This window comes from Haloactinopolyspora alba (assembly GCF_003014555.1).
In the GTDB taxonomy this organism is placed as follows: domain Bacteria; phylum Actinomycetota; class Actinomycetes; order Jiangellales; family Jiangellaceae; genus Haloactinopolyspora; species Haloactinopolyspora alba.
This window is the reverse complement of sequence record NZ_PYGE01000031.1, coordinates 19729-45212: the sequence shown is the minus strand read 5'-3', so window position 1 is coordinate 45212 and position 25484 is coordinate 19729. Positions and strand designations below refer to the sequence as shown.

Annotated in this window: 38 protein-coding genes and 1 tRNA gene; 15 read left to right on the top strand and 24 right to left on the bottom strand. The window is 68.8% G+C overall.

Going from position 1 to position 25484, the window contains the following annotated elements; translation table 11 throughout:
- The 10 genes from CLV30_RS24960 to CLV30_RS24915 all read left to right on the top strand — a co-directional run.
- Positions 1-2141, top strand: a 2141-nt coding sequence (locus CLV30_RS24960; RefSeq protein ID WP_211300116.1) for a polysaccharide deacetylase family protein, incomplete at its 5' end; no start/stop codon positions are given.
- A gap of 5 nt (positions 2142-2146) precedes the next feature.
- Positions 2147-3274, top strand: coding sequence for a DUF5047 domain-containing protein (locus tag CLV30_RS24955; protein WP_129711103.1), 1128 nt, complete (start codon positions 2147-2149; stop codon positions 3272-3274).
- Positions 3267-4349, top strand: coding sequence for a hypothetical protein (locus tag CLV30_RS24950; protein WP_106539961.1), 1083 nt, complete (start codon positions 3267-3269; stop codon positions 4347-4349). The genes CLV30_RS24955 and CLV30_RS24950 overlap by 8 nt, the downstream gene beginning before the upstream one ends.
- Positions 4349-4990: a hypothetical protein gene (locus CLV30_RS24945; protein ID WP_106539960.1), complete on the top strand. Its 642-nt coding sequence runs from the start codon at positions 4349-4351 to the stop codon at positions 4988-4990. The genes CLV30_RS24950 and CLV30_RS24945 overlap by 1 nt, the downstream gene beginning before the upstream one ends.
- A 3-nt stretch (positions 4991-4993) precedes the next feature.
- Positions 4994-5629, top strand: coding sequence for a hypothetical protein (locus CLV30_RS24940; RefSeq protein WP_106539959.1), 636 nt, complete (start codon positions 4994-4996; stop codon positions 5627-5629).
- A gap of 12 nt (positions 5630-5641) precedes the next feature.
- Positions 5642-6574 carry a hypothetical protein gene (locus CLV30_RS24935; RefSeq protein ID WP_106539958.1) on the top strand — a complete coding sequence of 311 codons (933 nt, stop codon included), beginning with the start codon at positions 5642-5644 and terminating at the stop codon, positions 6572-6574.
- Positions 6571-6912: a hypothetical protein gene (locus CLV30_RS24930; protein WP_106539957.1), complete on the top strand. Its 342-nt coding sequence runs from the start codon at positions 6571-6573 to the stop codon at positions 6910-6912. Before CLV30_RS24935 ends, CLV30_RS24930 begins: the two co-directional genes overlap by 4 nt.
- On the top strand, positions 6909-7115 hold the full coding sequence (locus CLV30_RS24925; RefSeq protein WP_106539956.1) for a phage holin: 207 nt from the start codon (positions 6909-6911) through the stop codon (positions 7113-7115). Before CLV30_RS24930 ends, CLV30_RS24925 begins: the two co-directional genes overlap by 4 nt.
- 91 nt (positions 7116-7206) lie before the next feature.
- Positions 7207-7494, top strand: coding sequence for a hypothetical protein (locus tag CLV30_RS24920; RefSeq protein ID WP_106539955.1), 288 nt, complete (start codon positions 7207-7209; stop codon positions 7492-7494).
- A gap of 31 nt (positions 7495-7525) precedes the next feature.
- On the top strand, positions 7526-8386 hold the full coding sequence (locus CLV30_RS24915; protein ID WP_106539954.1) for a helix-turn-helix domain-containing protein: 861 nt from the start codon (positions 7526-7528) through the stop codon (positions 8384-8386).
- Here CLV30_RS24915 and CLV30_RS24910 read toward each other — a convergent pair.
- Positions 8379-8816 (bottom strand): DUF6879 family protein, encoded by a 438-nt coding sequence (locus tag CLV30_RS24910; RefSeq protein ID WP_205741068.1) that lies wholly within the window; start codon positions 8814-8816, stop codon positions 8379-8381. The genes CLV30_RS24915 and CLV30_RS24910 overlap by 8 nt on opposite strands.
- 55 nt (positions 8817-8871) lie before the next feature.
- Complete coding sequence (locus CLV30_RS24905) at positions 8872-9123, bottom strand: hypothetical protein (protein WP_146154810.1); 252 nt, start codon at positions 9121-9123, stop codon at positions 8872-8874.
- A 135-nt stretch (positions 9124-9258) separates the two neighbouring features.
- On the opposite strand from CLV30_RS24905, the gene CLV30_RS27660 reads away from it, so the two are divergent.
- Positions 9259-9390 carry a hypothetical protein gene (locus CLV30_RS27660; RefSeq protein ID WP_276320021.1) on the top strand — a complete coding sequence of 44 codons (132 nt, stop codon included), beginning with the start codon at positions 9259-9261 and terminating at the stop codon, positions 9388-9390.
- A gap of 329 nt (positions 9391-9719) precedes the next feature.
- On the opposite strand, the gene CLV30_RS24900 is transcribed toward CLV30_RS27660, so the two are convergent.
- The 11 genes from CLV30_RS24900 to CLV30_RS24850 form a co-directional block, all read right to left on the bottom strand.
- Positions 9720-10196, bottom strand: coding sequence for a hypothetical protein (locus tag CLV30_RS24900; protein WP_106539952.1), 477 nt, complete (start codon positions 10194-10196; stop codon positions 9720-9722).
- Positions 10174-10599, bottom strand: coding sequence for a helix-turn-helix domain-containing protein (locus CLV30_RS27990; protein WP_106539951.1), 426 nt, complete (start codon positions 10597-10599; stop codon positions 10174-10176). Before CLV30_RS27990 ends, CLV30_RS24900 begins: the two co-directional genes overlap by 23 nt.
- Positions 10600-10627: 28 nt before the next feature.
- Entirely contained in the window at positions 10628-10966 is a 339-nt protein-coding gene (locus tag CLV30_RS24890; RefSeq protein ID WP_106539950.1) for a hypothetical protein, read from the bottom strand.
- A 212-nt stretch (positions 10967-11178) separates the two neighbouring features.
- Complete coding sequence (locus CLV30_RS24885) at positions 11179-11457, bottom strand: hypothetical protein (protein WP_106539949.1); 279 nt, start codon at positions 11455-11457, stop codon at positions 11179-11181.
- A gap of 175 nt (positions 11458-11632) precedes the next feature.
- Positions 11633-12064, bottom strand: coding sequence for a hypothetical protein (locus tag CLV30_RS24880; RefSeq protein WP_106539948.1), 432 nt, complete (start codon positions 12062-12064; stop codon positions 11633-11635).
- Positions 12064-12357: a hypothetical protein gene (locus tag CLV30_RS24875; protein ID WP_106539947.1), complete on the bottom strand. Its 294-nt coding sequence runs from the start codon at positions 12355-12357 to the stop codon at positions 12064-12066. The genes CLV30_RS24880 and CLV30_RS24875 overlap by 1 nt, the downstream gene beginning before the upstream one ends.
- A 94-nt stretch (positions 12358-12451) precedes the next feature.
- Positions 12452-13024, bottom strand: coding sequence for a matrixin family metalloprotease (locus tag CLV30_RS24870; RefSeq protein WP_129711104.1), 573 nt, complete (start codon positions 13022-13024; stop codon positions 12452-12454).
- Entirely contained in the window at positions 13024-13641 is a 618-nt protein-coding gene (locus tag CLV30_RS24865) for an Rv1352/Rv1906c domain-containing protein (protein ID WP_106539945.1), read from the bottom strand. Before CLV30_RS24865 ends, CLV30_RS24870 begins: the two co-directional genes overlap by 1 nt.
- 44 nt (positions 13642-13685) lie before the next feature.
- A complete protein-coding gene (locus CLV30_RS24860; RefSeq protein ID WP_106539944.1) occupies positions 13686-14246 on the bottom strand; it encodes a DUF4352 domain-containing protein in 561 nt (186 codons plus the stop codon).
- A gap of 237 nt (positions 14247-14483) precedes the next feature.
- The gene (locus CLV30_RS24855; protein ID WP_106539943.1) at positions 14484-14879 is read right to left on the bottom strand and encodes a RidA family protein; all 396 of its coding nucleotides are present in this window, start codon (positions 14877-14879) and stop codon (positions 14484-14486) included.
- Positions 14880-14975: 96 nt separating this feature from the next.
- Complete coding sequence (locus CLV30_RS24850; protein WP_106539942.1) at positions 14976-15374, bottom strand: TraR/DksA family transcriptional regulator; 399 nt, start codon at positions 15372-15374, stop codon at positions 14976-14978.
- Between the two features lie 92 nt (positions 15375-15466).
- On the opposite strand from CLV30_RS24850, the gene CLV30_RS24845 reads away from it, so the two are divergent.
- Positions 15467-16501 carry a helix-turn-helix transcriptional regulator gene (locus CLV30_RS24845; RefSeq protein WP_106539941.1) on the top strand — a complete coding sequence of 345 codons (1035 nt, stop codon included), beginning with the start codon at positions 15467-15469 and terminating at the stop codon, positions 16499-16501.
- On the opposite strand, the gene CLV30_RS24840 is transcribed toward CLV30_RS24845, so the two are convergent.
- The gene (locus tag CLV30_RS24840; protein ID WP_106539940.1) at positions 16444-16854 is read right to left on the bottom strand and encodes a RidA family protein; all 411 of its coding nucleotides are present in this window, start codon (positions 16852-16854) and stop codon (positions 16444-16446) included. The genes CLV30_RS24845 and CLV30_RS24840 overlap by 58 nt on opposite strands.
- 82 nt (positions 16855-16936) lie before the next feature.
- Between CLV30_RS24840 and CLV30_RS24835 the strand changes: the two genes are divergently transcribed.
- The gene (locus CLV30_RS24835) at positions 16937-17323 is read left to right on the top strand and encodes a winged helix-turn-helix transcriptional regulator (protein ID WP_106539939.1); all 387 of its coding nucleotides are present in this window, start codon (positions 16937-16939) and stop codon (positions 17321-17323) included.
- On the opposite strand, the gene CLV30_RS24830 is transcribed toward CLV30_RS24835, so the two are convergent.
- The 3 genes from CLV30_RS24830 to CLV30_RS24820 all read right to left on the bottom strand — a co-directional run bounded on the left by CLV30_RS24830 (position 17309) and on the right by CLV30_RS24820 (position 19628).
- Positions 17309-17962, bottom strand: a complete 654-nt coding sequence (locus tag CLV30_RS24830; protein WP_106539938.1) for a hypothetical protein — start codon at positions 17960-17962, stop codon at positions 17309-17311. The two genes, CLV30_RS24835 and CLV30_RS24830, sit on opposite strands and share 15 nt — an antisense overlap.
- Positions 17959-18753 (bottom strand): MerR family transcriptional regulator, encoded by a 795-nt coding sequence (locus tag CLV30_RS24825; RefSeq protein WP_106539937.1) that lies wholly within the window; start codon positions 18751-18753, stop codon positions 17959-17961. The genes CLV30_RS24830 and CLV30_RS24825 overlap by 4 nt, the downstream gene beginning before the upstream one ends.
- Before the next feature lie 317 nt (positions 18754-19070).
- Positions 19071-19628: a YceI family protein gene (locus tag CLV30_RS24820; RefSeq protein WP_106539936.1), complete on the bottom strand. Its 558-nt coding sequence runs from the start codon at positions 19626-19628 to the stop codon at positions 19071-19073.
- Positions 19629-19725: 97 nt separating this feature from the next.
- Between CLV30_RS24820 and CLV30_RS24815 the strand changes: the two genes are divergently transcribed.
- On the top strand, positions 19726-20190 hold the full coding sequence (locus CLV30_RS24815) for a MarR family winged helix-turn-helix transcriptional regulator (protein ID WP_106539935.1): 465 nt from the start codon (positions 19726-19728) through the stop codon (positions 20188-20190).
- 7 nt (positions 20191-20197) lie between these two features.
- Here the strand turns inward: CLV30_RS24815 and CLV30_RS26800 are convergent, their stop codons facing one another.
- Genes CLV30_RS26800 through CLV30_RS24785 form a run of 7 tightly spaced genes read right to left on the bottom strand, consistent with a single transcriptional unit; the run spans position 20198 to position 24800 of the window.
- Positions 20198-20368: a hypothetical protein gene (locus CLV30_RS26800; RefSeq protein WP_165358734.1), complete on the bottom strand. Its 171-nt coding sequence runs from the start codon at positions 20366-20368 to the stop codon at positions 20198-20200.
- Between the two features lie 8 nt (positions 20369-20376).
- Positions 20377-20694: a DUF3467 domain-containing protein gene (locus tag CLV30_RS24810; RefSeq protein WP_106539934.1), complete on the bottom strand. Its 318-nt coding sequence runs from the start codon at positions 20692-20694 to the stop codon at positions 20377-20379.
- Between the two features lie 30 nt (positions 20695-20724).
- The gene (locus CLV30_RS24805) at positions 20725-21336 is read right to left on the bottom strand and encodes a hypothetical protein (RefSeq protein WP_129711105.1); all 612 of its coding nucleotides are present in this window, start codon (positions 21334-21336) and stop codon (positions 20725-20727) included.
- Positions 21333-22631 carry a hypothetical protein gene (locus CLV30_RS24800; RefSeq protein ID WP_106539932.1) on the bottom strand — a complete coding sequence of 433 codons (1299 nt, stop codon included), beginning with the start codon at positions 22629-22631 and terminating at the stop codon, positions 21333-21335. Before CLV30_RS24800 ends, CLV30_RS24805 begins: the two co-directional genes overlap by 4 nt.
- Positions 22628-23407, bottom strand: a complete 780-nt coding sequence (locus CLV30_RS24795; protein ID WP_205741070.1) for an ABC transporter ATP-binding protein — start codon at positions 23405-23407, stop codon at positions 22628-22630. The genes CLV30_RS24800 and CLV30_RS24795 overlap by 4 nt, the downstream gene beginning before the upstream one ends.
- A complete protein-coding gene (locus CLV30_RS24790) occupies positions 23404-24267 on the bottom strand; it encodes a zf-HC2 domain-containing protein (protein ID WP_129711106.1) in 864 nt (287 codons plus the stop codon). The genes CLV30_RS24795 and CLV30_RS24790 overlap by 4 nt, the downstream gene beginning before the upstream one ends.
- On the bottom strand, positions 24264-24800 hold the full coding sequence (locus CLV30_RS24785; protein WP_165358735.1) for an RNA polymerase sigma factor: 537 nt from the start codon (positions 24798-24800) through the stop codon (positions 24264-24266). Before CLV30_RS24785 ends, CLV30_RS24790 begins: the two co-directional genes overlap by 4 nt.
- A gap of 134 nt (positions 24801-24934) precedes the next feature.
- Here CLV30_RS24785 and CLV30_RS24780 point away from each other — a divergent pair.
- Positions 24935-25007 (top strand) — tRNA-Lys (locus CLV30_RS24780).
- Positions 25008-25484 lie beyond the last annotated feature (477 nt).

The window sequence follows — 25484 nt, the reverse complement described above, 5'->3', positions numbered from 1 at the left end:
TGGGGAAGCCGAAGATGGACGCGCTCGGCCTCACTGCCACGACCTACATCATCGCCGACCGCGTCGACAGCGACCCGGACACGGTCACGTCGGCGGACCTGGCCGACGCGGTCGCGTCCGGGTGGGAGATCGGCGGGCACGCCTACTCCGGCGTGGTGCACGGCGCGTCCTACGAGGGCGTCACCACGGCCGAGGCGCAGGCCGACATGGCCGAGCTGCGCGACTGGCTCGCCACGAACTACCCCGATCCGGGCGGGCACTACAACCTGGCGTATCCGCACGGGCGGTACGGCGCGACCGCCGACGGCAACTCCGTCGAGTCCCTGACGCGCAAGGCCGGCTTCCGGTCCGGCCGCACGATCCTCGCGTCGGTCGGCAGCGCCACGCACCTGCAGGTCGCCGGCGTCCCGGAGGTCATGCCGTACCGCATCCACGCGGCGTCGAGCATCAGCGAGCTCTCCGGTGACCAACTCAACCCGGACAATCTCGTGGCTGCCGGCGGGATGCTCGACAAGACCGCGTCGAACGACGCCGCCTGGATGAACCTCGTGTTCCACCAGATCGTGGACGACCAGATCACCACGAACCTGCACCCCAACCCCGGCTTCGAGACCGACACCAGCGACTGGTTCGTGTCCGCCGCCACCCTCGAGCGGTCCACTGTGCAGGCGCACGACGGCGCTGCGTCCGGGCTCGTCACGCCCGACGCGAGCGGGACGGTGACGGTGTCGCTGTTCAACAGCGTGGCTCCGGCGGTCACGGTCGGGATGGACTACACGGTGGCGGTGTGGCTGTACGCGCCGAACGGTGTTGACGGGGTCGAGTTGCGGGCCATGTGGCTCGACGACGCGCGGGCGTTCTTGTCCTCGGACACGATCCAGGTCGGCACACTTCCGGCAGGCGAGTGGGTCGAGGGTCGCGTCACCGCGTCAGCGCCGGCGAGCGCCGCGTTCCTGAACCCGGGCGTGCTGATCGGCGGCACGCCGGCCGCGTCGGATCTGCTGTACATCGACGACATGCGTGCAGGCCCTGGCGACCAGGCGCCGATCAACTCGAACGCGGAGTTCGTGAGCGACGTCGCCGGCTGGGCCGCGACCGCCGGCGGGACCCTGGCGTGGTCGTCCACCGCGGGCGGCTCGGCGGAGGTGACGCCGTCAGGCAGCGTCACGCCCATTGAGATGGGCCAGTCCGGGATCGCGGCGACCGAAGGGCGGGCGTATCACATCGAGGCGACCGGGTTCGTGGACGTGCTCAGTCCGCGCTCGGTGCCGACCAGCGTCGTGTTCTGGTGGTACGACGCGCAGGGCAACCCGATCAGCAGCGATCAGAGCGCGCAGATCGAGCTCGGCCCGGCGGTGCAGACGTTCAGCTTCACCGCCACCGCCCCCGCCGGCGCCGCGACCATGGGCGTGCGGATACGGATGGACGACACTCCGGCGTCCGACGAGATCCTCTACGTGACGTACTTCCGGGTGAGCACACCGGCGGTCACCGCCACGACGCAGATCAGCAAGTCGGATTTCGACATGGTCATGGACGCGATCGCGTCGCGGTCGCTGAAGGTCCGCACGCTGCGCGATGCGCTGGACCGGCACGTCGCGTCGATCACCCCGACGATCGACGGGCCCTGGCTCAAGAGCGTGACGCGGCCGTTCCTGAACCGGCCGATCCGAATCGCCACCGCGGGCGAGGTCGCCCAGCCGGCCCGCGGCGGCGTGTTCGACGTCGTCGGCCGGTCGTTGCCAGTCGCGGTCACCGACTTGCGTGGGTCGCGTTCGTACAACCTCTCGGTGTACCGCGACTCCATCCAGGACGCGCGCGAGTTCGACTTCATCCTCGCCGCGGGCGACGTCATGCTCCTGCAGATCCCGCCGGACTACCCGGAGCCCGACGTGCCGACCGGGTACTTCTTCATCGGAGACACCAGTAAGCATCGTGTCGGCGTGCACTCGGGGTTGCGCCGGTTCGTGCTGCCGCTGACCGAGGTCGCACCGCCGGCGCCGCAGATCGTCGCGAACACCATGACCTGGAACGGGCTCATCGAGGAGTTCGGCAGTTGGGCCGACGTGGTCGCGTCGTTCGACTCGTGGGCCGACGTGCTCGACTACATCGCCACGCCGGCTGCGGTGATCATCCCGTGAGGCCCGTGTCCGACGCGTTCCTTGCCGCGGTCGCCGGCTCGCACTCGATGGCCGCGCGGGCCCGCGTCGTCGAGACGTACCAGGAGAGCCTCGACCCGGACGGGACGGAGATCCCCGTCATCGGCGGCGACGTGTACGGCGACGCGTCTGCGGCGATCCGGCACACGCTCGACCTGACCACGCCGGGTTACCAGTGGGACACGCACGCGGACGGCTTGATCACCCCGTACGGCAATGAGCTGTTCGTCGAGCGCGGCGTGTCCCTCGACGGCGTCACGGTCGAGTGGGTCGGCCTCGGGTACTACCGGATGTGGGACCCCGCGCAGGACGGCGACTCCGACCGGCCGGTGCAGATCGGCGGCCGGGACCGCATGTCCGGGATCATCGAAGGCCGCCTCGAGCAGCCGGTGCAGTACCCCGCCACACAGACGGTCGGCGACATCTTCCTCGACCTCGTTCGTGGTATCTACCCCAGTGCGACAGTCACGTTCGACGACGGCACCGACGCTGAGCAGGTCGGCCGCGCCGTCGTCGTCGAGCGAAAGCGGTACGAGTTCCTTCGCGACTTGGCCGCGTCCTACGGCAAGGTCTTCTACGTTGCTGAGGACGGAACGTTCCGGGTCGAGACGCCACCAGATCCGACCGTGCCCATTGCGACGCTCACCGGCGGCCGTGGCGGGGTACTGCTCAAACTGTCGCGGGAGTTGTCGCGCGACGGCGTCTACAACGCCGTGGTTGCCGAAGGCGATGGCACGGACGACAAGCCGCCGGTGCGGGCGGTGGTGCGCGACAACAACCCCGAGTCGCCGACGTACTACTACGGCCGCTACGGCAAGGTGCCGAAGTTCTTCACCAGCGAGTTCCTGAAGACGGACGCGCAGTGCCGCGAGGCCGCCCGGTCGATGCTGCGGCAGAACCTCGGCCTGCCGTACTCCGCGGACCTGTCCGCGGTGCCGAACCCCGCGCTCGAGGTGCTCGACCCGGTCAGCGTCCGCGACCGCGACACCGCCGAGCAGCGCACCTACGTGATCAAGGAGTTGACCATCCCGCTCACGGCTGCGGGCGCGATGACGGCGACCATGACCGAGCAGGTCGATTATGTCCCCGACGAGGAGGGGCGAGCCGATGCGTAGGTCCGAGGACATCGCCTCCCGCCTCAAGGCCGGCACCCCCACGACGATGGAGTTCCGGCAGGGCACCGTCGTTGCCTGGGACGTCGAGCACGGCACCAACGAGGTCAACGTCGGCGGCGTGATGTTCCGTGACCTGCCGGTGTACGGGCGCATCGAGGCGATGTCCACCCGGCCGGGCGACGTCGTCGGGCTGCTGAAATGGCGCAACCAGTACGTGGTGCTCGGCCTGATCGGAGACCCCTCTACCGCGGCCGACGTGACCATCCGCCAGGGCACCCTCACCGTCGACGGCGGGCGGATCCTGCTGCAGGGCGGCGACGACCTCATCGTCGAGGACGGCGAGATCAAGGTGACCGACACCGACGGCAACATGGCCGTGCGGCTCGGCCGTCGGCTCGGAGGTGGCGGCGAGGTCGGCACGTACCACATCAACGGCGCGTCGCACTTCTTCGCCGGGCGCGTGATCATCGAAGCCACCGGCGAGATCGTCGGGCAAGGGTTCTACGTCCAGCAGGACGACGGCACCGACCTGATCGGCGCCGCGCCGGCGTCGCCAGGCGGGCCCGAGGTCGTCCACATACGTGACCCGGACGGCACGCTCGTGTTCCACACCAAGGAGGCCGGCGGCTTCCAGCTGCAGACCGGCGCCGGGTACGTCGCGATGGACTCCGACGAGAACGACCCGCGCTACCTGTCGCGCCCGTACACCGACGTTCCCATGTACAACACGCGGACCAACGGGTCGTCGGCCACCAGCTCGACGTCCTACGACACCATCTGGCAGGGCAGACTGCGCCTCACCCACCCCGCGCTGTACTGCCGCATCTGGGCAGAAGTCACCAGCGGCGCGACGGCCAGGCTGCAGGTGCTCGTCAACCAGACCGAGTTCGGCGCCGTGCCTATCAGCTCGACGGCGCGCCAGGTCTACGACATCGGCCCGACCATGCTGCCCCAGGCGGTCCGGGACGCAACATACGGCGCCGTCGAGGTCGAGATCCGCGCCCGCATCACGTCTGGCACCGGCAGCGGCACCGTGAACTGCCAGCCCTACGGCATCGAGAAGCGGGGGTTGTGATGCCCGAGACGCCGAAGTATCGACTGCCGTACGACGCTGGGAGTAACGACCCGAACGGTGCACGCCTCGGCCGCCGCCTCGCCGTCGCGGCCGAGCGTGAGCTGTCCCGCATCGACGGCGACATCGGTACCGCGCAGAGCGAGATCGACGGACTGGAAACCAGCCTCACCGACTATGTCCTGAACAAGCCGATTTTCCGGTCGATCAAGCGCGGCACCGGCGGCATCCCATCCGGTGGCGAGACCGATCCGGGGTTCTTCGACTTCACCATCGCCGAGGGCGGGTTCACCGGTGGTGGCTCGTCGAACATCGTTGTGTTCCCGCTGGATGGGTTCTACGAGGTGCACATGGTCGCTCTGTGGGCAGGCGCGAGCAGCCCGGGCGCGTTCCAGGTGATCATCCGGAAGAACTCCACCTCGGCGACCGACCCCACGACCGGCACGCCGATCGCCACCGACATCGGCGTCTCCGACACCAACGGCAGCAACCTCACCACCGCCGCCACGGCGTCGGAGTTCTTCCAGGCCGGCGAGAACGTCCAGATGGGCGTGCTGCAGAACACCGGCGGCACGGTCAACATCATCGGCGGGAACTCCTACGCGAGCTTCTACGAGATCGTCTTCCTCCGGCCGGCGGCGTGAGCGATGCCTGACTCGACCCCGATCTACGGCCTGCCGTACCCCCTCAAGACGGACCCGCCGGACGTCGCCGGCATGAGCGTCGACCTCGCCACCGCGATCGAGGACGAGCTCGCGCGCCAGGACGGCGACGTCACAACCCTGCGGACCGACGTCGCGGCCGCCGTCACCAACGCCGACACCAGCCTCGACCGCGCCCCCGTCTACCGCGGTATCGCCGCGGAGCACAAGACCATCGAGCCCACCGGCCCTACCTCGCCGGGCACCCTGTCGTCGCGCTACGGCGGCAACCGGTTCACCGTGGACGGGTTCTCCTGGAACCGCGCCGTGCCGCTGGACGGCTACTACCGGGTGAACGCCGTCGCCAGGTTCGACAACGCGCGCGCCGTCGGGTCGGTGAACGTCACCATTCGACTCAACGTCACCGACCCAACCGACGGCAGCGGCGGGAATCTCGGCGCGATCTCGGCGAGGTACACAACATTCTCCGGCGGCCGCCCATTCACGATCCGCAGCCGCGTCATAGCGCCGCTCAACGCCGGCGGGACGGTCATGTTCACCGTGGCGCAGAACACCGGCAGGAACCTCCGCCTGGTCAAGGCGTACACGTTCATGGAGATCGAATATCTCCGTCCGCTCTGACGGGAGACAGCCATGGCGAGGGCGATCTACTACCCGAAGGCCGACCGCACGGCACAGTGGTTCGGCCAGGGGAACGCCACGATCACGCCGAACAAGGGTCTGTGGCACACGACCGAGACCGGCAGCTGGCCCGGCTACTCGGGCGGGGCATCCGCACCACAGCTGACCTACGACCCGCGTAAGCGAGAGTGGCGCCAGCACTTCCCGCTCAACCGATCGGCACGCGCGCTGCGCAACGACGGCAGACGGCAGACGAACCGCGAGGACGTCGTCCAGATCGAGATCGTCTGCTCGTCGGACGAGTCATTCGCGCAGCAGTACGGCTACCCGCACGTGACCGAGCTGTCGGACGGCGCGATCGAAGACCTTGCCGAGTACGTGGCCTGGATGCACCGGGAATGGGACGTGCCCATCACGGCCGCCGAGAACTGGCTGCCGTACCCGGCGAGCTACGGCGACACGAGCGCACGGATGTCGTGGTCGCAGTTCGCGGCGTTCCAGGGCTGGCTCGGACACCTGCATGCGCCGGGAAACACCCACGGCGACCCGGGTGCACTGCCCGTTGATCGAATCATCGAGCGCGCGCGACAGATCGTCGGCGGCGAGGAGGAGGACGAGATGACATCCGAAGAGGTGCAGGCAGCCGTGCGCGCCGGGCTGCTACAGGCGCTCGAGGACGCCCAGACGAGGCGGAATCCGTACGGGCGCAAGTTCGGTGACATCCTGAACGCGCTGTTCGGCCGGCTCACGCGGCGCCACATGAAGAAGGCGATCGAAGCCGCCGCCGACCGCGACTCGCCGTACGGCCGCCAGCTCGGCACAGCCATCCACCGCGCGACGAACCTCAGTGGCGTTCCCGCCACGGCCGAGGAAGTCGAGACCCTGATGCGGCGAGCCATGGATGAGCTCGCGGCCACCCTCGTGGAGAACGAGGGCGCCCAGTGACGGCGCCCGACATTGTCCGCCTCGTCGCCGCAGTCGCCGGCGGCGGCACCCTCGTCGCGCTCATCCAGTGGGGACGCGAGCGGTGGCGGCGCCGCCAGCCGGCCGAGGTTGAGTCGGTGAACCTCCAAGCGACGGCGCAGGCGTTGGCCACCGTGTCCAAGGCCCGCGACGAACTCGAGGCAGACAACGGCCGACTACGGCAGCAGCTGGCCGACGAACGTAGCTACTACCTCGCTGAGATCGACCGCATCCGCACCCAGCTCATGGACGCGCTCGCCGAGATCGACCAGATCCGCTCCGGCATCAGGCACGAACCAGCAGAGGAGACACCATCATGACGAAGTTCTTCGCCCGCACCGAGCCGATCCGGCGCTACCTGTACGGGCTACTGGCGCCGGTCCTCGCGATCCTCGTGGTCTACGGCTACGTCGAGGAATCCTCGGTAGCCATGTGGACCGCCCTCGGCGGTGCCGTGCTCGTGCCCGGCGGCGTCGAGCTGGCCCGCCGCAAGACCACGCCGACCCGGGTAGGTAGCAGCTAGCACACACCCCGGACCAAACTCGCGCCCCGCTCACCCTCACGGGTGGGCGGGGCGCTTTCGCATGTCCGCACTTGTGTTCGATACTGGCGGCATGGGTGCAGACCGTCAGCGCCAGCAACCGCCGCACGTCCGCGAACTCCGGCGGGTGCTGAACTGGCACTGGCCGCGACGACCCCGCGACTTCCACAAGCACCGCCACGGCATCCCAGTCACGGCGCGGATCGTCTGGGAGGACGACGGAGTCGAGTGGATCGACGCGACTGCTACCCGGTGGGACGCCGGCCACGTCTACGTGGAGTTCGTCGACCGGCGGCTCGCCACCACCGGTGCGTGGCTCAAGCCGTGCGATGTGCACCGGCGGGGGCCGGAGGAGGAGTGAGCTGGCGCCGTCGCTGGGATGATAGGGGGCGATGCCTGCATCGCCGTCCTCGTCCGCACAGGCCGCCCGGACGAGACTCGCCGACAAGCTCCGCGAGCTGCGCACCGACGTGCAGATCTCCGGAGTGGCATTCGCACGCGCCGCCGGCTGGGCGGACTCGTCGATGGTGTCGATGATCGAGCGCGGCCGGAGGACCATCAGCCCGGACCATGTCCGGCTGTGGTGCCGCATCTGCGGCGCCTCCGAGTTGCGCACCGAGGAACTGCTGGCCGAGCAGGCGTCCGTCGCCGGGACGTGGGTGACCTACCAGCAGCTCAACCGCGGCGGACTGAAGTCGGCGCAGCAATCGGTGCGGGACATGTTCGAGAACCTGACGCAGTACCGGGCATACCAGATCAAGGTCATCCCCGGCCTACTGCAGACCGAGGCCTACACCACCGCGGCACTGACCATGATCCGCCGCGAACAGGGCGTCGAGGTCAACGACGTCCCCGCCGCCGTCGCCGAACGGATGGACCGCCGGCGCGTACTGCTGCGCCCCGAGGCCCGGTGGGTGTTCGTGCTCGAGGAGCCGGTGCTGCGCTACCGCCCGTACCAGGTCGAGGTGCACATCGAGCAGCTGCAGCACCTGCTGAACGTCATGCACTGGCCGTCGGTCTCGCTCGGGATCATCCCGATGGACACCTACCGCAGCAGCATGTCCCCGGACGAGTCATTCAACATCATCGACCAGCGGCTCGTGTCGGTCGAGCTCGTCTCCGGATATCTGTCGGTGACCGACCCGGCCGAGGTCGAGATGTACGTCCGTGCCTGGCAGCGCCTGTTCGCCCTCGCCGTGCACGGCGACGCCGCGGCCGGGCTGATCCGCGACGCGATCGACAAACTCACGTAGGTACGTAGTCGGCGTGCGGGATGGCGCGCTCCCAGATCATCTCCACGGCCGCGACCACCTGGGCGACCTTCCGCGGGTCGCTGACGTACTCGTACTGCCGCAGGCTGGTGCCGTCGCCGGCGTTGAAGTTGTACCGCACCAGCCGGTTGTCGATCATCCACAGATCCGCGCCCGGCAGCAGCAGGTCGTAGGCCTGCCGACGCGGGAGCCAGCGCAGATCCTCGCCGGCCTTGACGTTGCCGTCGCTGATCGCGTGCTCCCACCGGATGTAGTCCGACACCGGCTCCGAGACCACCCGCACGCGGCGCATCTGCACACCGCGCTCGACCGCCGAGCCCACGATCTCGTGCCACTTCGACCAGTCGAACTCCGTCGACCCCGTCTCGCGCCACCGCTGAAAGTCAGGGTTCTCGCCGTAGGACTCGCGCATCTCGACATGGATCGCCGAGCGACGCGCCGTCGCCAGGAACCGCTCGAACGTCAGCTCACCAGGGCCCTGCCGGGCCAGCGTCGTACTGTCCCGTGGCCGCTTCCGCCACCGTCGGCGCGAGCCGCGCCGGCTGCCACACGACCGCCTCATCCGCGGCGATCGGCGCGTGCCCGGTGATCGACGCCAGCAGCTCGGGGTCGGTGACGACCCGTCCCTGCTGGTACATGTCTCCGGTCATCGGGTCCACGTACACCGCCGGGCACTCATCCGTCGGCGAGCCGGGGTCCATGCCGATGAACTCCACCACTTCGACCTCCCATGTTCCGTCCCTGCACAGGCACTTCGAACCTCACACGCGCCGTTGCTCCGGGTCAATGAAGATCGGTGTCAAAGGGTGTCAAAACTGTCGACCGGGGTGGAGTCCGCTGAGCATCGTCGAGGTATGCGCATCGTCACGACCCGACGCCAGCACTGTGACCACTGTGGCCGTGTCACCGAGCACGACTCCACCACGTACTACGACGACCCGCTCCGCCCGGAAGAGATCGTCTACTGCGTCGAGTGCGGCGAGTAGGCGCCAGCATCGATGCGCAGCTCGAGGACATGCGTCCCGCCCCACCCCGCGGGAGAAAGGCGGGACGGGAACATGCCTGGCCCTGACACCACCTCGGGCGCCTAAAGGTGCCGGCCAGCCCAGCGTCTAATGCTCACAAGGACGAGACCAAGCCGACCGACACGAGCCGCACCGTACCGGCCGCCGGGTGCCGGCGCACGCGAATCGCTAGATCTCTGCGCCTCGCCCACCTGCTGGGCGCTCGCGTGGTGGCGTCAGCGGCACTGCAGGTAGGCCAACAGACGAACGCCCTGCCCTCGAGTCGAGGGCGGGGCGTTCGTGCGTTGCGGCTACTCACCTATGTCATCGGAGCCGTCAGGCATGCCGACGAAGAACGGAGCGTCGGGCGGTAAGGCAGGTACCCGTGTCATCGGGCCGATCAGGCTGATCCCACACGCGACTACAGCTTCCATCCGCGGTCGCAACACGCTGTCGACGATCTGGCGGCCGAACTCGGTGAGCGCTTCCTCATCCCGGTCCTTGTCGATCGTCAACTGCGAATCGGCCGAGCGATAGTCGGCAAACAGGAGCGCACTGGCGGCTACGTCGTCCTTCACCAATTCGTAGGATGCAGCGACCGACAGCTGGTTGTCGTTGGGGAGAACGCCAGCTATCGGGAGCTGTTCGCCGTCGTCGTCGTGCTCGTCAGACTCTTCGGAGTCGTCAGCGGACGACGCTGTAACAGCCTCCACCTCGAGCCGGATGACCGTCACACCTTCCAGTCTGAGTTTCGAGTGCAGGTCATCAACGGTCAGCTTGTCCGGCATGCACCTTCCACTCCTTCACCGAGTCGTGCCGCTTCGCCCAACCTGCCAGGCCGGCGAAGTCTTGGATCGCGGCTCGACGACTGCGGGATGTACCGAATGCGTGTCGGACTGAGTCACGGCTTGGCTCGAAGGTTTCGGTCTCGTGACGGACTACGACGCCGATCGCCGCCGCGTATCGGCGTACGGTGGACAGTCGAGGGTCGTTGCCTAGCCGCTCGAACGCTGACACGGTCTCCTGAGTTACTCCCAAGCGCTCAGCAACCTCGGCCTGTGTGAGACCACTAGCCTTACGGCGGTCTCGCAACTCCGAGAGCAGGTCGACGTCTTCGCGCACCAAGATTGAAGCTAGACGCTGCGCTGGGCTCTCGGAGTTGACGCCCAACAGTTCTTCTAGCTCATCCATGCGCCAACTGTTGCATAGACTCAAGTCTCTACGCCAGACCCCAGTGCCATCGCCGACCCTCTACGCGTCGCCGCTCCGCGACATCGATGTCATCGTTCTGCCGGTCGTGGCTGTCCGGGTCGCGCACGTCCTTGGTACCGAACCGAAGACCCAGCAGCAGTTCAACGTAGTCTTCCGGCTCGGCAAAGTAGAGTCGCGTCAGGACGGGAGGGATCTCACCGTCGAACGGCTCGAGCTCCCATCGAAGCTCGAGAAGGTACGGTGCACGCTGGATGTCCCGGACGTCGCCACCCTCCCCAGGCTTCCACCAGCAAAGATCCCCACCTGTCGCACGGCGGAGAACTTCGCCAATTTCCGCAGTCCGCATCGCTCGTTCCTGCTCACTTCCTTCGCAGATTGCCCACAGTTCCCGCTTGGCGACCGCCTTCCCCGCCACATCGCGGTAGAAGTGCCACGTCCCGCCATCACGTGTACTGCGGGCACCGTAGTAGCCCGGGTCTGGCAAAGCCGCCCCCCAAAGTCCTCAACGGTCAGACTGCGATCTTCGTGCTTCCCGCCCGAAGAAGCAAGATTGTCCACCTAGTCCTCCGAGGTGGCACCTGGTCGGACGTGGTCGGTGTCGCCTCGATCGATCCGTGTATCAACCGTTGATACTGCGTGCGCCGTGTACTCCGCGTGCAACTGGTCCCGGTACACCTGCAGCTCGACGATGAGATCCCCTGTGCGGTCGATCGCGGTCCGCAGCGCGGCCAGCGAGCCGGGCGACGGATCGGCGGACCGGGCGGCCCAGGTGGCCATAGAGTCCTCGATCTGCGCGTAGATCCGCTGCGCGCAGGCGGGCAGTAGCGGGGCGCTCACGACAGCGCCACGTACAGCACGAAGGCTGCGCACGCGAGCACTACGGCGGTGAGGATGGTGAGGCCGCGACGGCGGCGCTCACGCTCGATAGGGTCGGACATGGTCTGCCTCCTGCGCATTCAGGTGGTGGGCAAGAGCCCGGCCGGTGTGGGAGCACCGAGCCGGGCTCGTCCATCTATGCAGTGACCTCCTGTCGGGTGAGCTCGTCGAGCAGGTCGCCGAGCTGATTGTTCGCGTCGCACAGGCCAAGGGCGTGCCCGTCGTACCTGTCGCCGTCGACGCGGGGACGGCGATCGGCCTGCCGAGCGAGTTCCCGCATGAACCGGACCAGGACGGCGCCGGTGACGGTGTGGCGCGCTGCCTCGGTGTCGACGAGCGGCTCGAGGTGGCGCGCCTCCCACTCGTCGTCGGCTTGCTGCTCGCCGGCTTCGGTCGGTGGGTGCACGGTGGCGCCGCGCCAGCCGCACTCGCACGCGGCCCGGTGTCCGGTGATCTCGCTCAGGTCGAGGACCATGCTGGTCTCGGTGCCGTCGGGCAGGAGCTGGGCCGCGTATCCCTCGTGGTCGCCGATCCGGTCGGAATAGATGCCCATGTACATGATGCCCATCAGTCCACCTCCGGCAGCAGCCACGCGGGGATGCCGGCGGTGGTGCTGGCCCACATGTCGCCGACAGGGCCGCCGCACCGCTCGTTGCCGTGGATGCGGCAGTCGAACCGCGGCGAGTCCTCGGGCGGTTCGTACGTGCGGCCGACTTTCGCCGGCTCGTCGAACCCGCCGACCCGCTTGCCCGTGTCGAGGGCGCCGCGGTCGGTGACCTCGCCGTCGCCAAGCTCGGCGTCGCTGGTGCATCCGGTCAGCGCGAGCAGCACCAGCGCCGCTGTGATCGTGAGTCGCCTCATGGGTTGATCTCCTCGTCAGGTTCGTCAGCTGGCGGCGGGATGTCGTTCTCGCAGTACCAGCAGTTGCAGTCGGTGGGGTGCGGCTCCGGCTCGGTCACCGGGCGTACAGCTCGTCGAGCTGGGCCCGGTCGGCGTCGGTGAGGCCGTCGGCGTCACTGGTGTCGACGGGGTCCATGACGCTGCCGTGTCCGTCGGTGTGCGACAGGCCGGCGGCGTGGCCGAGTTCGTGGACGAGGATCATCCGCCAGGCGTGCGGGTCGAGCCGGAATGCCTGGTCGACGTTGAGCCAGATCATGGCGGACTCGTAGTAGCCGTCGTCGTCGCGCTGCGCCCGGAACCATCCGGCCGCCGTGGAGTCCGGGTTGATGTCCGGCTCGACCTGGACGACGTTGCCGTAGCCACTGCAGTCGGTCTCGACGACGAACCTCACCGGCGTTCCGGCGAACTCGGCGGCGGCCTCCGTGACCGGGAAACCGCGGGTCTCGTCCTGCACGCACACGGTCGGGTTCGGCCCGGGCCAGTGGCCCTGGTCGTGGTAGTCCTCCACCGGCGGTGCCGAGCTCGCCCGGTCGTCGTAGACGAGCGCGAAAGCGGCGAGCGCGAGGATCACCACCAGGCCGAGCAGCGCGAGGGCGTGGGGGCGGCGGTTGGCGCGAGCGGCGTGCATCAGGACACCGCCGTCCACTCATCGCACGCCTTCGACTCGAAGACGTCGCCCTCGGACAACGTGACGCGCGCCTGACCATCGACGATGTTGTTGTCGATGATCTCCGCGTCGGCACCGGTCCCGGACTTGAACGCGTAGTAGCACCCGACCGGGTTCGAGCCGTCGGCGCCGTCGGTCCGGTACTCGCCAGCGGCGACATCCTCGCCGACGACGTAGACCCCATCGCCGATCGTCGACGCTTCGATCTGCTGTTCGGTCTCACTGATCGCGGACTCGCGCTCGTCCAGCGCGGCGGCTCGCTCGTCGAGCGCCTTCTCTCGCTTGTCGAGCGCCACGGCGCGCTCATCGGCCTCGCGCTGCGCACGCTCTTTGGCGGCGCGTTCCTCGAGCATCTGTTGCCGGTAGTCGTCCCGCTGCGCCTGGACGTCCTCGAGTTCCGACTGTGCGTCGTCGGCGCGGGAGTCGGCCGCGTCGATCTCGTCCTGGCTGCCAGGGATCACGGCGCCGGCGACGTCGACGCCGAGTTGCTGTTCACGGGTCTGGCCTTCGCTGGCGGCCCAGCCGGTGAGGACGCCGACGGCCAGGACGACGACGGCAGCGAGAGCGGTCAGCGACACGCGCCGACGCTTCGACGGACCTGGAGGCGGAGGGACGGCGGCCATCAGCGCACCTCCACCGTGACGCCGCCGGAGAATGCGGAGTCGTGCAGCCGCAGCTCGGCAGGCTTCGCGTCAGCCGGGATGTCGAACACGACGGTTCCCTTGACCGAGTTACCGGGGTTGATCTCCTCGTACAGCGACTTCGAGTCCGGCAGGTACAGCGCCGCCTCGGTGTCAGCGCTCGCCTCACGGCCCTGTGCGTCGATCAGGTACTGGTTGTCGCCGAAGAACGAGCCGGCGGAGTCGCCGTGGTTCGTCACGGTCATCTCGACGAGGACGAACTTGCCCTGCGGCTGCATGCTGGTGAACTCGTCACCGATGGAGTCGGGCCCGTTCTTGACGGAGTGGACCACGAAGGTGAAGTCACCGTCGACGGCCTCGTCGCCGATGCCCGGCGCGGAGTCGCCGCCGGACGAGCCGCCGGCGTCGGTGGTCGTGGTGGTGGAGTCGTCGCCACCGGGCGCGAAGATCGCGATCGCGACGATGATGACGATGACGGCGCCGACGAACTTCAGGAAGCGGTGCTTCTTCTTCGGAGCCGGGGTGGATGCGCTGTCGGACACGGATTCTCCTGTTGCCATGGCAACACCCGAGGCACGTCTGAGTGCCTACGAGCGGTGCTGACGGACGGTGGAGAACCGTCGTGACCTGCAGATTCTTCGACTAGCTGGGACCACTTGCCGGGTTCAAATCCCGTCACTCACCCCACGACGCGCGAGGGCCGAACCGTCGGCTGCCGGGGTCACCCTCGGTCGACGGTTCGGCCCTCGTCGCTTCTCAGTGCGGTGCTCGTCGACGAGTCACGCGACGGCGGTCCCTTCGAGCTCGACCATCTGGCCGGGAATCGCCAGCCGTGTCACACCGAGCATCGTGGTGGTCGGCGCCACCCGGGCCGCGCCCAGCCGTGACGCCAGCACACCATAGTGCTGGACGAGCAGATCGACGTCGGTCGTGTAGACGTTGAGCCGGACGAGGTTCGCGAGGGACATGCCGGCCGCGCCGAGCACGGCCTCCAGGTTGTGGAGGCTCAGCCCCACCTGCGCGGCCATGTCACCGTCGTGCTGGGGTCCGCCGTCACCGCTCGTCGCGGTCTGTCCGGAGCAGTACAGGGTGCGGGTGTGCCCGGAGACGATCTCACCCTGGTTGAACCCCATCTCCGTCGACCACGTCACCGGGTTGACTGCCGTTCGTTCCACTGCCACAGCGGCTCCAATCGATTGCGCCGAGAGTCCGTACGGCGCCGAGCCTTCCGGCAAAGCACGACACCTTTGGTCGTGTATTCGTCGGCGGAGTCAGTGTCCGGGGGTGTCTGCGGAGGGTCGTGCTTCCGCGCAGGCGATGCAGGTGCGGGCCGCCGGACGCGCGAGCAGCCGCTCGCGGGAGACGGCTTCGCCGCAGCGCTCGCACCGGCCGTAGCTGCCGTCGGCGATCCTCGCCAAGGCCTTGTCCACGTCGGCCAGGTGATTGTTGGCTTTCGCCAGCAGCGAGCTCGTCTGTGAGCGCTCGAAGGCGATCGTCGATCCTTCGGGGTCGTGCTCGTCATCGGTCGCGGTGAACCGCGTCGCCTCGACGATCGACGTGAAGTTCCGGGTGAGCGAAGACACGAGCTCGGACGTGCGCTCGCGGTCGGCAACGAGCAACCCGTGGAGTTCGGCGAGACGGAGTTCCGCCGGCTGTTCGGACGGCTCCATGTGTGTCACCTCCTCACCGGCCTGAAGGCCAGGGTGGCAGCTTCCCGGAGCACAGGACAGCCGGTGTCGTGCGCTCCCGGCAGAATCGGCGTATGCGCGCCGATCGGTTGGTCTCACTGGTTCTGCTGCTGCGCCAGCGCGGCCGCCTCTCCGCGACCGAACTGGCCCGCGAGCTGGAGGTGTCCAGCCGCACCGTGCTCCGTGACGTCGAGGCGCTGTCCGCAGCCGGTGTCCCGGTCTACGCCGAACGCGGCCGGCACGGCGGATTCGCGTTGCTGCCCGGCTTCCGGACCGACCTCACCGGCCTGAACCACGACGAAGCGCTCGCCCTGTTGATCGCCGGGTCCCGGCGTGGCACGCCCACCATCGGCCTCGGCTCGGCGCTCGCGTCGGCGATGCTCAAGGTCGTCGACGCGTTGCCGGAAAGCCAACGGGGCGCCGCCGCTGACGTGGCCGAGCGGCTGCTCGTCGATCCCGAGACCGACCTCCTCTCGCGGCGGCTGGTCGCTGACGAGGTGCCCGACTCCGTCGTCGCCGAGGTCCGGCGTGCCGTGTTCGCCGGACACAAGCTGCGCATCCACTACGCGGCGGCGGATCAGGCCCCGAAGTGGCGCACGGTCGATCCGATCGGTCTGGTCACCGTGCGCGACCAGGGGTACTTGCTGGCCACGAGGTCCGGGGCCGACCGCACCTACCGGCTGTCCCGGATGGTGGCGGCCGAGGAACTCACCGAACCCGCTCAGCGAGCCGCCCGGGTCGATCTGGCCCGGGTCTGGCAGGAACGCAGCACGCGATTCCGTACCGGTGGTGCGCAGGTCGCCGTGCTGGTGCGGGTGGATCCGGCGCGGCGCGACGAGCTGGTGGGCACCGCGCTGGCCGTCCGCGCCGAAGAATCCGACGCGGACGGATGGCTGCGGCTGGACGTGACCTTCCAGGACTCCAGACACGCCGAATGGGCGCTGTGGCAGCTCGCCACGGACGCCGAAGCCCTCACCCCGCAGTGGCTGCGCACCTCCCTGCGTGATCGCGCCGCCGCGATCGCCACCCGCTACGAAGGGTCGTCACCGCATCAGTCGAGGACGGCGAACGCCTCGACCTCGACCAGCACGTCGGGCTCGAACAGGTAGTCCACGCCGATCAGCGACGCGGGCGGCAGCGGCTGCGGAATGCCGAGCTCGTCGGTGACGCGTTCGATGCCGGCCATGAAGTCGTCCATCTTGTCGGGGCTCCATTGCGTGGCGAAGAACCGCAGGCGCACGACGTCGGAGAAGCTCGCTCCGGCGCCGGCCAGGCCGCGTGCGGTGTTGCGCAGCGCCTGCGCCACCTGGCCGGTGAGGTCACCCGTCGCGACGCGGTTCGCCTCGGTGTCCCGCGCGATCTGACCGGCGACGTGCACCTGACGGGTCCCGGTGCCGATCGAGACGTGGTGGTACGGGACGGGCTGAAACATGCCCTCTGGGGTGGTCAGTTGGACCGTCACGGGTTGTCCCTTCGGTTGCCGTTCGAGTAGGTATCCAATGTCTACTTGGTGAACAGAGGGAACTTCAACGAGACTAGGTTTCATGACCGAAACCACCCATGCCGGCTTCGACCACTCCCAGATCACGGCCGAGCACCGCGAACTGCTCGATCAGGTGCTCGACAAGTGGTCACTGCAGGTGCTCGACGCGTTGTGCGAGCGGCCCTCGCGGTTCAACGAACTACGCCGGGCGATCCCGGTCGTGACCCAGAAGTCGCTCACGGCCACCCTGCGGCGCCTCGAACGCAACGGGATGGTCGAGCGTGTCGTCACGAGCACGCGACCCGTCGCCGTCGAGTACCGCATCTCGCCGCTGGGCAAGACGCTCCAAGAGCTCATCGACGCGCTACTGCACTGGAGCACGGCGAACCTGCCCGACGTCCGGAAGGCGCGGGCCCGGTTCGACGACGACGCGTCACCGGATTCGTGACTGGTCCGCTCCCAGAGCCGCCACGACGGCGCGCGGGTCGTCGGCGTAGAAGCGCACCGTCCTCGCCCGGGCGGGTTTGCCCATCGGCCGGCTGAACCGCACCGGCTCGGCGAGCTCGACCGTGACGTTCGTCTCTCCGGCGACCGCCAGGCCGACGGTGTCGTCATCACTCAGATTCAGCAGCCCGCCGCCGTGGGCGTAGCGACGGTCGGCCCGCACGGACGCGACCATCCCGGCCGGGATGCGGATGTCGACGAGCGCACCGTAACGCACCCGCAGCGAGCCGTCGGCGCCGACGACGTGCGGGCGCACCGCGCACGAGGCGATGAACGCGAACGCGAACCACACGCCCCACAGATCCACGATCAAGACGATCAGATGTACGAGCGGCCACGGGATGATCAACGCCAGCACCACGGTCTCGACGACCGAGGCGAACAGTATCCCGTACATGATCGCGGTCTGTCCGCGGTTGTAGCCGGCGGCGGTGTCGCCACGGCCCACGCCGTGCGGTCCGCTGCGGGCGACCCACCGCAGCAGGCACGCCCACAGGACCAGCTCGTGCCGCAGCAGCCGGCGCACCGGCCGCGGCACGGCCGCCCATACTTTCGCCGCCGTACGCTGCACCGCCGCGATCATCGGACCCGCTCCTGCACCAGCCGGATCGCCTGCCGGACCGCTTCGGCCTGTGCGGGCGCGAGGTCGGCGAAGTACGCGCCGACGAAGCCGTCACCCTCGTCGACGTCGAACTCCTCGACGCCGGCCATGGAGTCGATGACGTCCTGGGGCATCAGCTCCACGACGGCACCGGCCACCTCCGCGACCCGCGGATCGTCGGTGCCGGCTCCAGCCAGCTCGTCCATCCGGGTGTACAGGTCGTACGCGCGGTGCAGCGCCTCCGGGTCGGACCCGAGGGAACCGACGAGCCCGGCGAGCCAGCCGCCGGACGCGTCCGTCGACGATCCCTCGAGCAGCGCGAAGAGCTCGCGTTCCTTCGCCGCCATCGCCGGCTCGGGGCCCGGCCGTTCCGACGAGGTCCGCGCCATCGCGCCGAACAGCTCGGCGAGTTCCGCCGACACCGGCCCCTCGGCCGGGAGCGTCCCGTCCCGCGCCTGTTCGAGCAGCCCGGCGAGGCGTTCCCGCCGCAGCCGGATGGACTCCTGCTGGCGCTCGAGGTCCGCGTCCAGCGCGGCGAGAACCTCGTGCAGCTCTCTGCCCTCGTCGTCGGCGAGAACGTCGGCGACCTCGTCCAGGCTCAGCCCCAGTTCGGTCAGCCTGCGGATCCGCACGAGTTCGACCGCGGCGCGCAGGTCGTACTGGCGATAGCCGTTGGACCGCCGAATGGGCTCGGGCAGCAGCCCGACGCGGTGGTAGTGCCGTACGGTCCGGCTGGTCACGCCGGCGACGGCGGCGAGCTCTCCGATACGCATACCGCCAGTAGAAACCTTGACGTCACGACAAGGTCAAGCAACGGGCGGCACGCGCATGCAGGGGACGCTCTCCGCTCCGCATGGTGTCACCTGATCATCTCCACCATGTGGTCACTGGACGATCAGGTGACGGATCGACGCGGAAACGCCTCAGTGTGTCACCTGATCATTCACGGTCCAATGGCTGGACATGATCAGGTGACACCTCGCCGCCGATCACCGCGCGAACGTCACCTGATCGCGCACATCACCTGTGCCAGCAGCTGACGCTCAGAGTGCACCGGCAGGAACCGGAGGCCGTGATCAGTGTCGACCGATCAGGCGGCCTTGATGGCCGAGATCTCGAACTCGAGCGTCACCTTCTCGCTGACCAGGACGCCACCGGTCTCCAGCGGAGCGTTCCAGCTGACGCCCCAGTCCTTGCGGTTGATCGTGACGGCACCGTCGAAGCCGATGCGCACGTTGCCGAACGGGTCCTTCGCGGTTCCCTGGTACTCGAACTCGATGGTGACCGGCCGGGTCGTGTCCTTGATCGTCAGGTCACCGGTGAGCTCGAACGAGTGCTCGTCGAGCTTGCGGATCTCGGTCGAGACGAACGTGATCTCCGGGTAGGTCTCGACATCGAGGAAGTCGTTGGTCCGCAGGTGCCCGTCACGCTGCTCGTTGCGGGTGTCGATGCTGGCGGTCTTGATGGCGACCCGGGCGCTCGACTTCGTGGGGTCGTCGCCGTCGACGTGGATCTCCCCTTCGAAGTCGTTGAACGAACCGCGGACCTTGGTGACCATGGCATGACGGGCGACGAACCCGATGCGCGTGTGCTCGGAGTCGAGCGTGTAGTCGCCGGTCAGGTTGTCGAACGTGGACTCGGATGTCATGAGGGCTCCCTTCGAAGCCGTCGAGCGAATATCGTTGATGTGTCATCAGATTAACGCGTCTGGATGACGTGTCAACTATTCCGCTACAATAGCCCACATGGCTGAGACCCGGTGGCTCGACGACGAGGAACAGCACGCGTGGCGAAGCTATCTGCGCATGAACAAGTTGCTCGAAGCCGCCTTGGCGCGTGAGCTCCAGGCGGACTCCCAGCTCTCGCTTCCCGACTTCGAGGTGCTGGTCCACCTGACCGACGTCCCCGACGCCAGGCTACGCGTATCCGCCCTGGCCAGGTCGTTGCAGTGGGAGAAGAGCCGACTGTCGCACCAGATCGCCCGAATGGCCCGTCGCGGCCTCGTCACCCGCGAGGAATGCCCCGACGACGGCCGCGGCGCGTTCGTCGTCGTGACCCCCGACGGTCGCCGCGCCATCGAGGAGGCCGCGCCCCCGCACGTCGAGACCGTCCGCCAGCTCTTCTTCGACGTGCTCACCGACGACGACGTCAAGGCCCTCACCGTGCTCTCGGAGCGGGTACTCGACCGGCTCGACACGCACACGCCGTAACCGGCGGCTACAGCACCAGCGTCAGCGCCATCACCACAGCGGTCGCAGCGAGTATCGCCCACGCGCGGGCGAACGTGTCCCGCTCCCCCGCCCGTCGCGCACGCAACGACCGCACCGCCGACCACCCGGCCGCGACGAGACCGCCGACACCGACGACGATACGGATGATGTTGCCCACAGTGTCGCCTACGACTCCTCCTCCGGGGGCTTGCGCTTGGAACCGTGGCTGCGCTCCCACATCGAGAGCTGCTTCTCCAGCCCCTTCATGATCTCGAACACCTGGCTCGGTGGCACCCGCACGCGCGTGACCACACGGGTGGGCACCTTGACGACGCGGCTGCCGTCGTCGTTCACGGCGGGCTTCGGCGGACGCTTGAGCACGGCGAAGTCGAGGACGAACGAGTCGGCGGTGTGCCAGATGGAGGCGAAGTCGGCGTACGTTCCGGATTCGACCTCGGTCGGGATGTCGATGTCGTACTCGCGGCGTTCGGGCTGGTTGGCCATGGGTCAACAGTGCCACAGCACACCGGCACCTCAGACGCCACGGTCGGGGGTCACCCGAGCTCCCAGGAGCCCGTAGAGCACCGTTCCGACGGACCACCAGACACCCGCGGCCCACCACGCCCCGGGCACGTCGGAGAGCTGCACCGGCCACGTCCACCACGCGCTGTCCGGCGCAGGAGTTCCGCCGACGACGAACACCACCGCGGCATAGCCGAGCACCGGGACCCAGGCGAGACCGGCACCCAGCACGCAGGCCGCGACCGCCGCCATGCCCACGCACGCGACGGTGTTGCGCACCAGTTCGTACGCACCGTAACGAGCCGGTTCCCACAACGCGGTCAGGGTCAGCGCTGCACTGCACACCACTGTGGCGATCGTCACGTGGACGGTGCGGATCCGTCGCCACCGCCATGCGGTCGAGCGTTCGAGCTCGTCGTCCGCTCCAGCCAACGACACCGACACGAGTGCCGCCGCGAGCACCGGCGCGAGAACCACCACGCTCCGGCGAGCCAGCGGCCCCTGTGCATACGACTGGTGCACCAGCCAATCGGCCAACCACCAGGCCAGCAGTGTGACCACGAGCATGCCCAGGAGCACCGCCGGCGCGGACCGGGCGCGGCAGTGCAACCACAGCACCCTCATGCCAGATCACGCTTCAGTGCGGGCAGAGCGGCAGCGTCGCAGTTCCGGGCGGCCTCGTAGTACCGCTGCATCCAGCGTGCCTGCGCGGCCTCCGGGCGGTCCGCGAAGCGCTGGTACCGCGCCAGCACCTCCGCGTCGGCACCGGCGGCATCGCCGGTCGCGCCGGCCCAGAGCTGCGCCACGACGGAGACCACCGCGAGGTCGCGGTCGGGTGCCGGCCAGTCGGCGCAGCCTTGCGTGGGCGGCAACACCGCCGTCGCCAGTTCGTCACGCAGCCGGTAGCCCCACGCGTCGGTCATCGACAGCCCGCCACGCCAATCGACGTAGCGCTCCAGCCCGATACGCACCGGATCCGACGCCGACCACCGAGCCTCGCTGTTCGCGTTCACGAGGATCCGCCGCGGCGCCCCCGGCACCCGGCTCAGCCGCTGCACCGTCTCCCCTGTCGCGGCGACGAAGTCGTCCAGCAGGAAGCCCATCTGCCGGGTGGCGCACACGTCGACGACGTCGCCGGTGCACACCTGCTCGGCAGCGGCCGCGTCCTCCGTCCAGCGCTCATCGCCGGGACCGACCACGATCACCGCCCCGATGGCCAGCGTCATCGCGGCCGGCGCGGCGACGACCTTTCGCTTGCGAGCCCCGGCCAGAGTCAGCGCGCTCACCCCGAGCCCGGCGAACCAGGCTGCTTGCAGCGCGCTGGCCGACGCCGGCAGGATCTCGCCGACGACGTGGCTGGGCAGCACCGGACTGAGCCACATGCGGCCCGAGTCGCCGGCGAAGCTCAGCAACCCGATGCCGGCATAGCCGGCCACGCCGATGACCGGTGCAGCCAACCGCCACGGCAGCACCTGCCCAAGTGTCAGGCCGACCGCTGCCGCGGCGGCGACGGCCACGACAGCGACCAGGGTCAACCACCACCAGCCGCCGCCGGAGTAGGTCGCCACCGGTGCCACGAAAGCGGCGCAGACGAGCCACACGACCACGCAACCCGCGACCACGCCCGCGCTCACCACGCCCCAACGCACCAGCACCAGTTGCGGCCGCGGACGCGGAACCGTCGACAGCAGTTCGTCCATGCGCCGCCGTCGCTCGCGCCCGCCCTGCCACGCGGCTGCCGCGAGCACGATGGGCACCAGCACCACCAGCGCCGTCCGCAGATACACCGCCAGCCCCGACCAGCGCCCCACCCACTGTTCGGTGTCGTTGAACATCATCGCCGTGCCGCCGACCGCCGTCGCGACGAACAGGACCAGGGCGACGGAACGGCGCAGCTCGATCCGGAGGAGCCGCGTCATCGGCTCTCCGCACGCACGCGCCGCAACAGCGCCGTGTATCCGCGCTCGATCGGGCTGTCGCCGCCGTCGGTTCCCTCGCCTGCCTCGGCAGCAAGTTCGTCCGGCCCGCCGCGGAAGACCGCGCGTCCGTCGTCCAGCACCGTCACGTCCGTGCACGCCACCGTGACGTCCTCGACCAGATGTGTGCTGACGATCACACACGCGTCAACGCCCACCGTGCGGAGCAGGTCCCGGAACTCGACCCGCTGCTCCGGGTCCAATCCCGCGGTCGGCTCGTCGAGCAGCAGGACATCGGGATCGTTGACGATCGCCTGCGCGATGCCGACCCGGCGGATCATCCCCCCGGACAGCCGTTTCAGCCGGTCATCCGCCCGGTCGAGCAGGCCGACACGTTCGATCGCGCGGTCGACCGCGGTCGGGACCTCGTCGGCGGGCATCTCCTTCAACCAGGCGAAGTACTCGACGAACTCACGGACGGTAAACCGCGGGTAGTAGCCGAACTGCTGCGGCAGGTAACCGAGCCGGCGGCGTAGCTCGCGCAACTCCGTGTGCCGGGTGACGTCGCGGTCCAGCAGCGTCACCGAGCCAGACGAAGCCCGCGCGACGGTCGCCAGCACCCGCATCAGGGTCGTCTTGCCGGCGCCGTTCGGGCCCAGCAGCCCGTGGACACCGGGGCCGAGCTCCAGATCGACCCCGCACAGTGCGGTCCGTCTGCGGAACCGCACGACCAGGTCGTCGACGTCGACATGGGTTCCGATCATGGTCGGAGTGGTCATCGCTCGGCCTCTCTTCGACGGAACACGGAAACTTGCAACGGAAGGCGCGAGAACGCGCCGGCTCGAAGTGCGACGACGGCCACCGCCAATGCGGCGAGCGAGAGCCACAGCAACGGCGTGTCGGCAGGCAGGTACGCGGGCTCGGTCCGCGCGGTGAACGCCCTCCCGCCCACGACGCCGAACCACGCGACCATGACCGCCACTGCGCCTGTCGCCACGCCCACGGCCGACCCGATCGCCAACGTGGACGCGGTCAGCGCGAGGGACGGCAGCAGCCATCCCGCGGGCTCGGACCGCGAGGACACCAGGCCGACGACGAACGCCGCCGGAACGACCACCACGAGCACCGCCAGCGTGCGCACGAGCAACAGCCGCAACCCACCCGAAGGGGTCGACGCGACGATCTCACCGGCGTCGTCCAGCCCTGCGTCGTACGTCGCCGCCACCCCGATCACCGGGATCAACGGCGCCAGCAAGGTCAGCCACGGCAGTCCGCCGCCACCCGTACCGGCCGCCCCGACCCGGGCGCCGGTCAGGTCCAGCACCATGCTCGCCAGCAGAATCACGACCATCGCCAGCAGCCACGCGCCTCGCGCCGCGGCCCCGGACGCGGCCAGCGAGACGAACGCGCGCCACCGGCCACCACAGCGGACCCGGCCCTGCCCCGGTGGCGCGGTCGCCACCGCACTCCAGGACCGTTCCACCAGTTCCGCTGTCGGTGTTCCAACGGCGGTCACGGCCACCTGGTGCCGGCACCGTTCGCACTCCGTCAGGTGCGCCTCGATCGACCACGCGTCGGTGTCGGCGATCGTGTCGCCGACGTAGGCGCGCATGGTGCTCTCCGGAACATGCCACGTCATGACAGCGCCTCCCGTAGTTGCCGTCGCGCACGCATCGCGCGCGAATTGACGGTCCCCTCCGGCACGTCCAGGACGACCGCGGCCTCCCGCACGCTCAACCCGTCCAGCACCGTCGCCTGCATCACCGCCCGCAGTTCGGGCGACAACCGCCGGAGGGCGGCCGCGAGTTCGGCGCCGTACGACGAGGCCAGCGCCTCCTCCTCGGCAGAGGCCACCGTGACCGCGCCGTCGCCGGGCTCGTCGACCGTCGACACCCGAACCGCACGGCGGCGGTGCGCGTCGATGAGCCGCCGCGTCGCGATCGACCACAACCAGCCGCCCGACTGGCCGGACCCCCGGTACGACCGTGCCGCGCGCCACACCGCGAGGAACGTCTCCTGGACGACGTCGGCGGTCAGCTCGGCGTCACCGGCGCACCGCCGCCGGATCCGCACCGCCAGCCAAGCCGCGTTGCGCGCGTAGTAGGTCTCGAACGCGACGCGCTCACCACGGCCGATACGCCGGAGTAGCTCGTCGTCCGAGATCTCGTTCACCGTCACATCCCTGGAGACGCAAGGCTCGTCCGGCCGGTTCACGGCCCGCACGATCGGGTCACCGAACCCACTCCGGCAGAGACGATTCGCGATTTCATGAGCGCGGCTGCCTGATGGTAGGCTTTCCAGCCGTTGCGCCATTAGCTCAATTGGCAGAGCAACTGACTCTTAATCAGTGGGTTCTAGGTTCGAGTCCTAGATGGCGCACGCATCCACGCTTATGACCAGCGGCGGAGTCCGAAGGGCTCCGCCGCTGGCTGGTTTCGGGGTCGCACCCCACTCGACACGTGCCCCGCGGCGCCCGTTCGACAGCGACGGCGAAGGCGGGGCACACGAGCATGCAAGCCGTCAGGACTTACTCGCCGCGCCACAGCGGCATACACCTGAGCGCTCGACATACAACTGAGCGACGGACACAGCCCCGACAACGCCGCTGTTCGACGCTCAGTTGTATGTCCGGCGCTCAGGTGCACGTCCAGGCACCCGACCGCGCGGTGAAGCGTGTGCTGCCGGCGCTCCCCTGATCGACGCAGAACACACGCCCTGACCTGCGAATTCAGGCAAAGTGCTTTTGTGGGTTCGAGCGACCTGAGTATGGTTGCGCAACCGGGGGGCCGGATCTGTAGCGGCTTCGTACGAAATTCGACAGATCTCCCCCGAGAGTGAGAAGGGATCTCGGTCGAA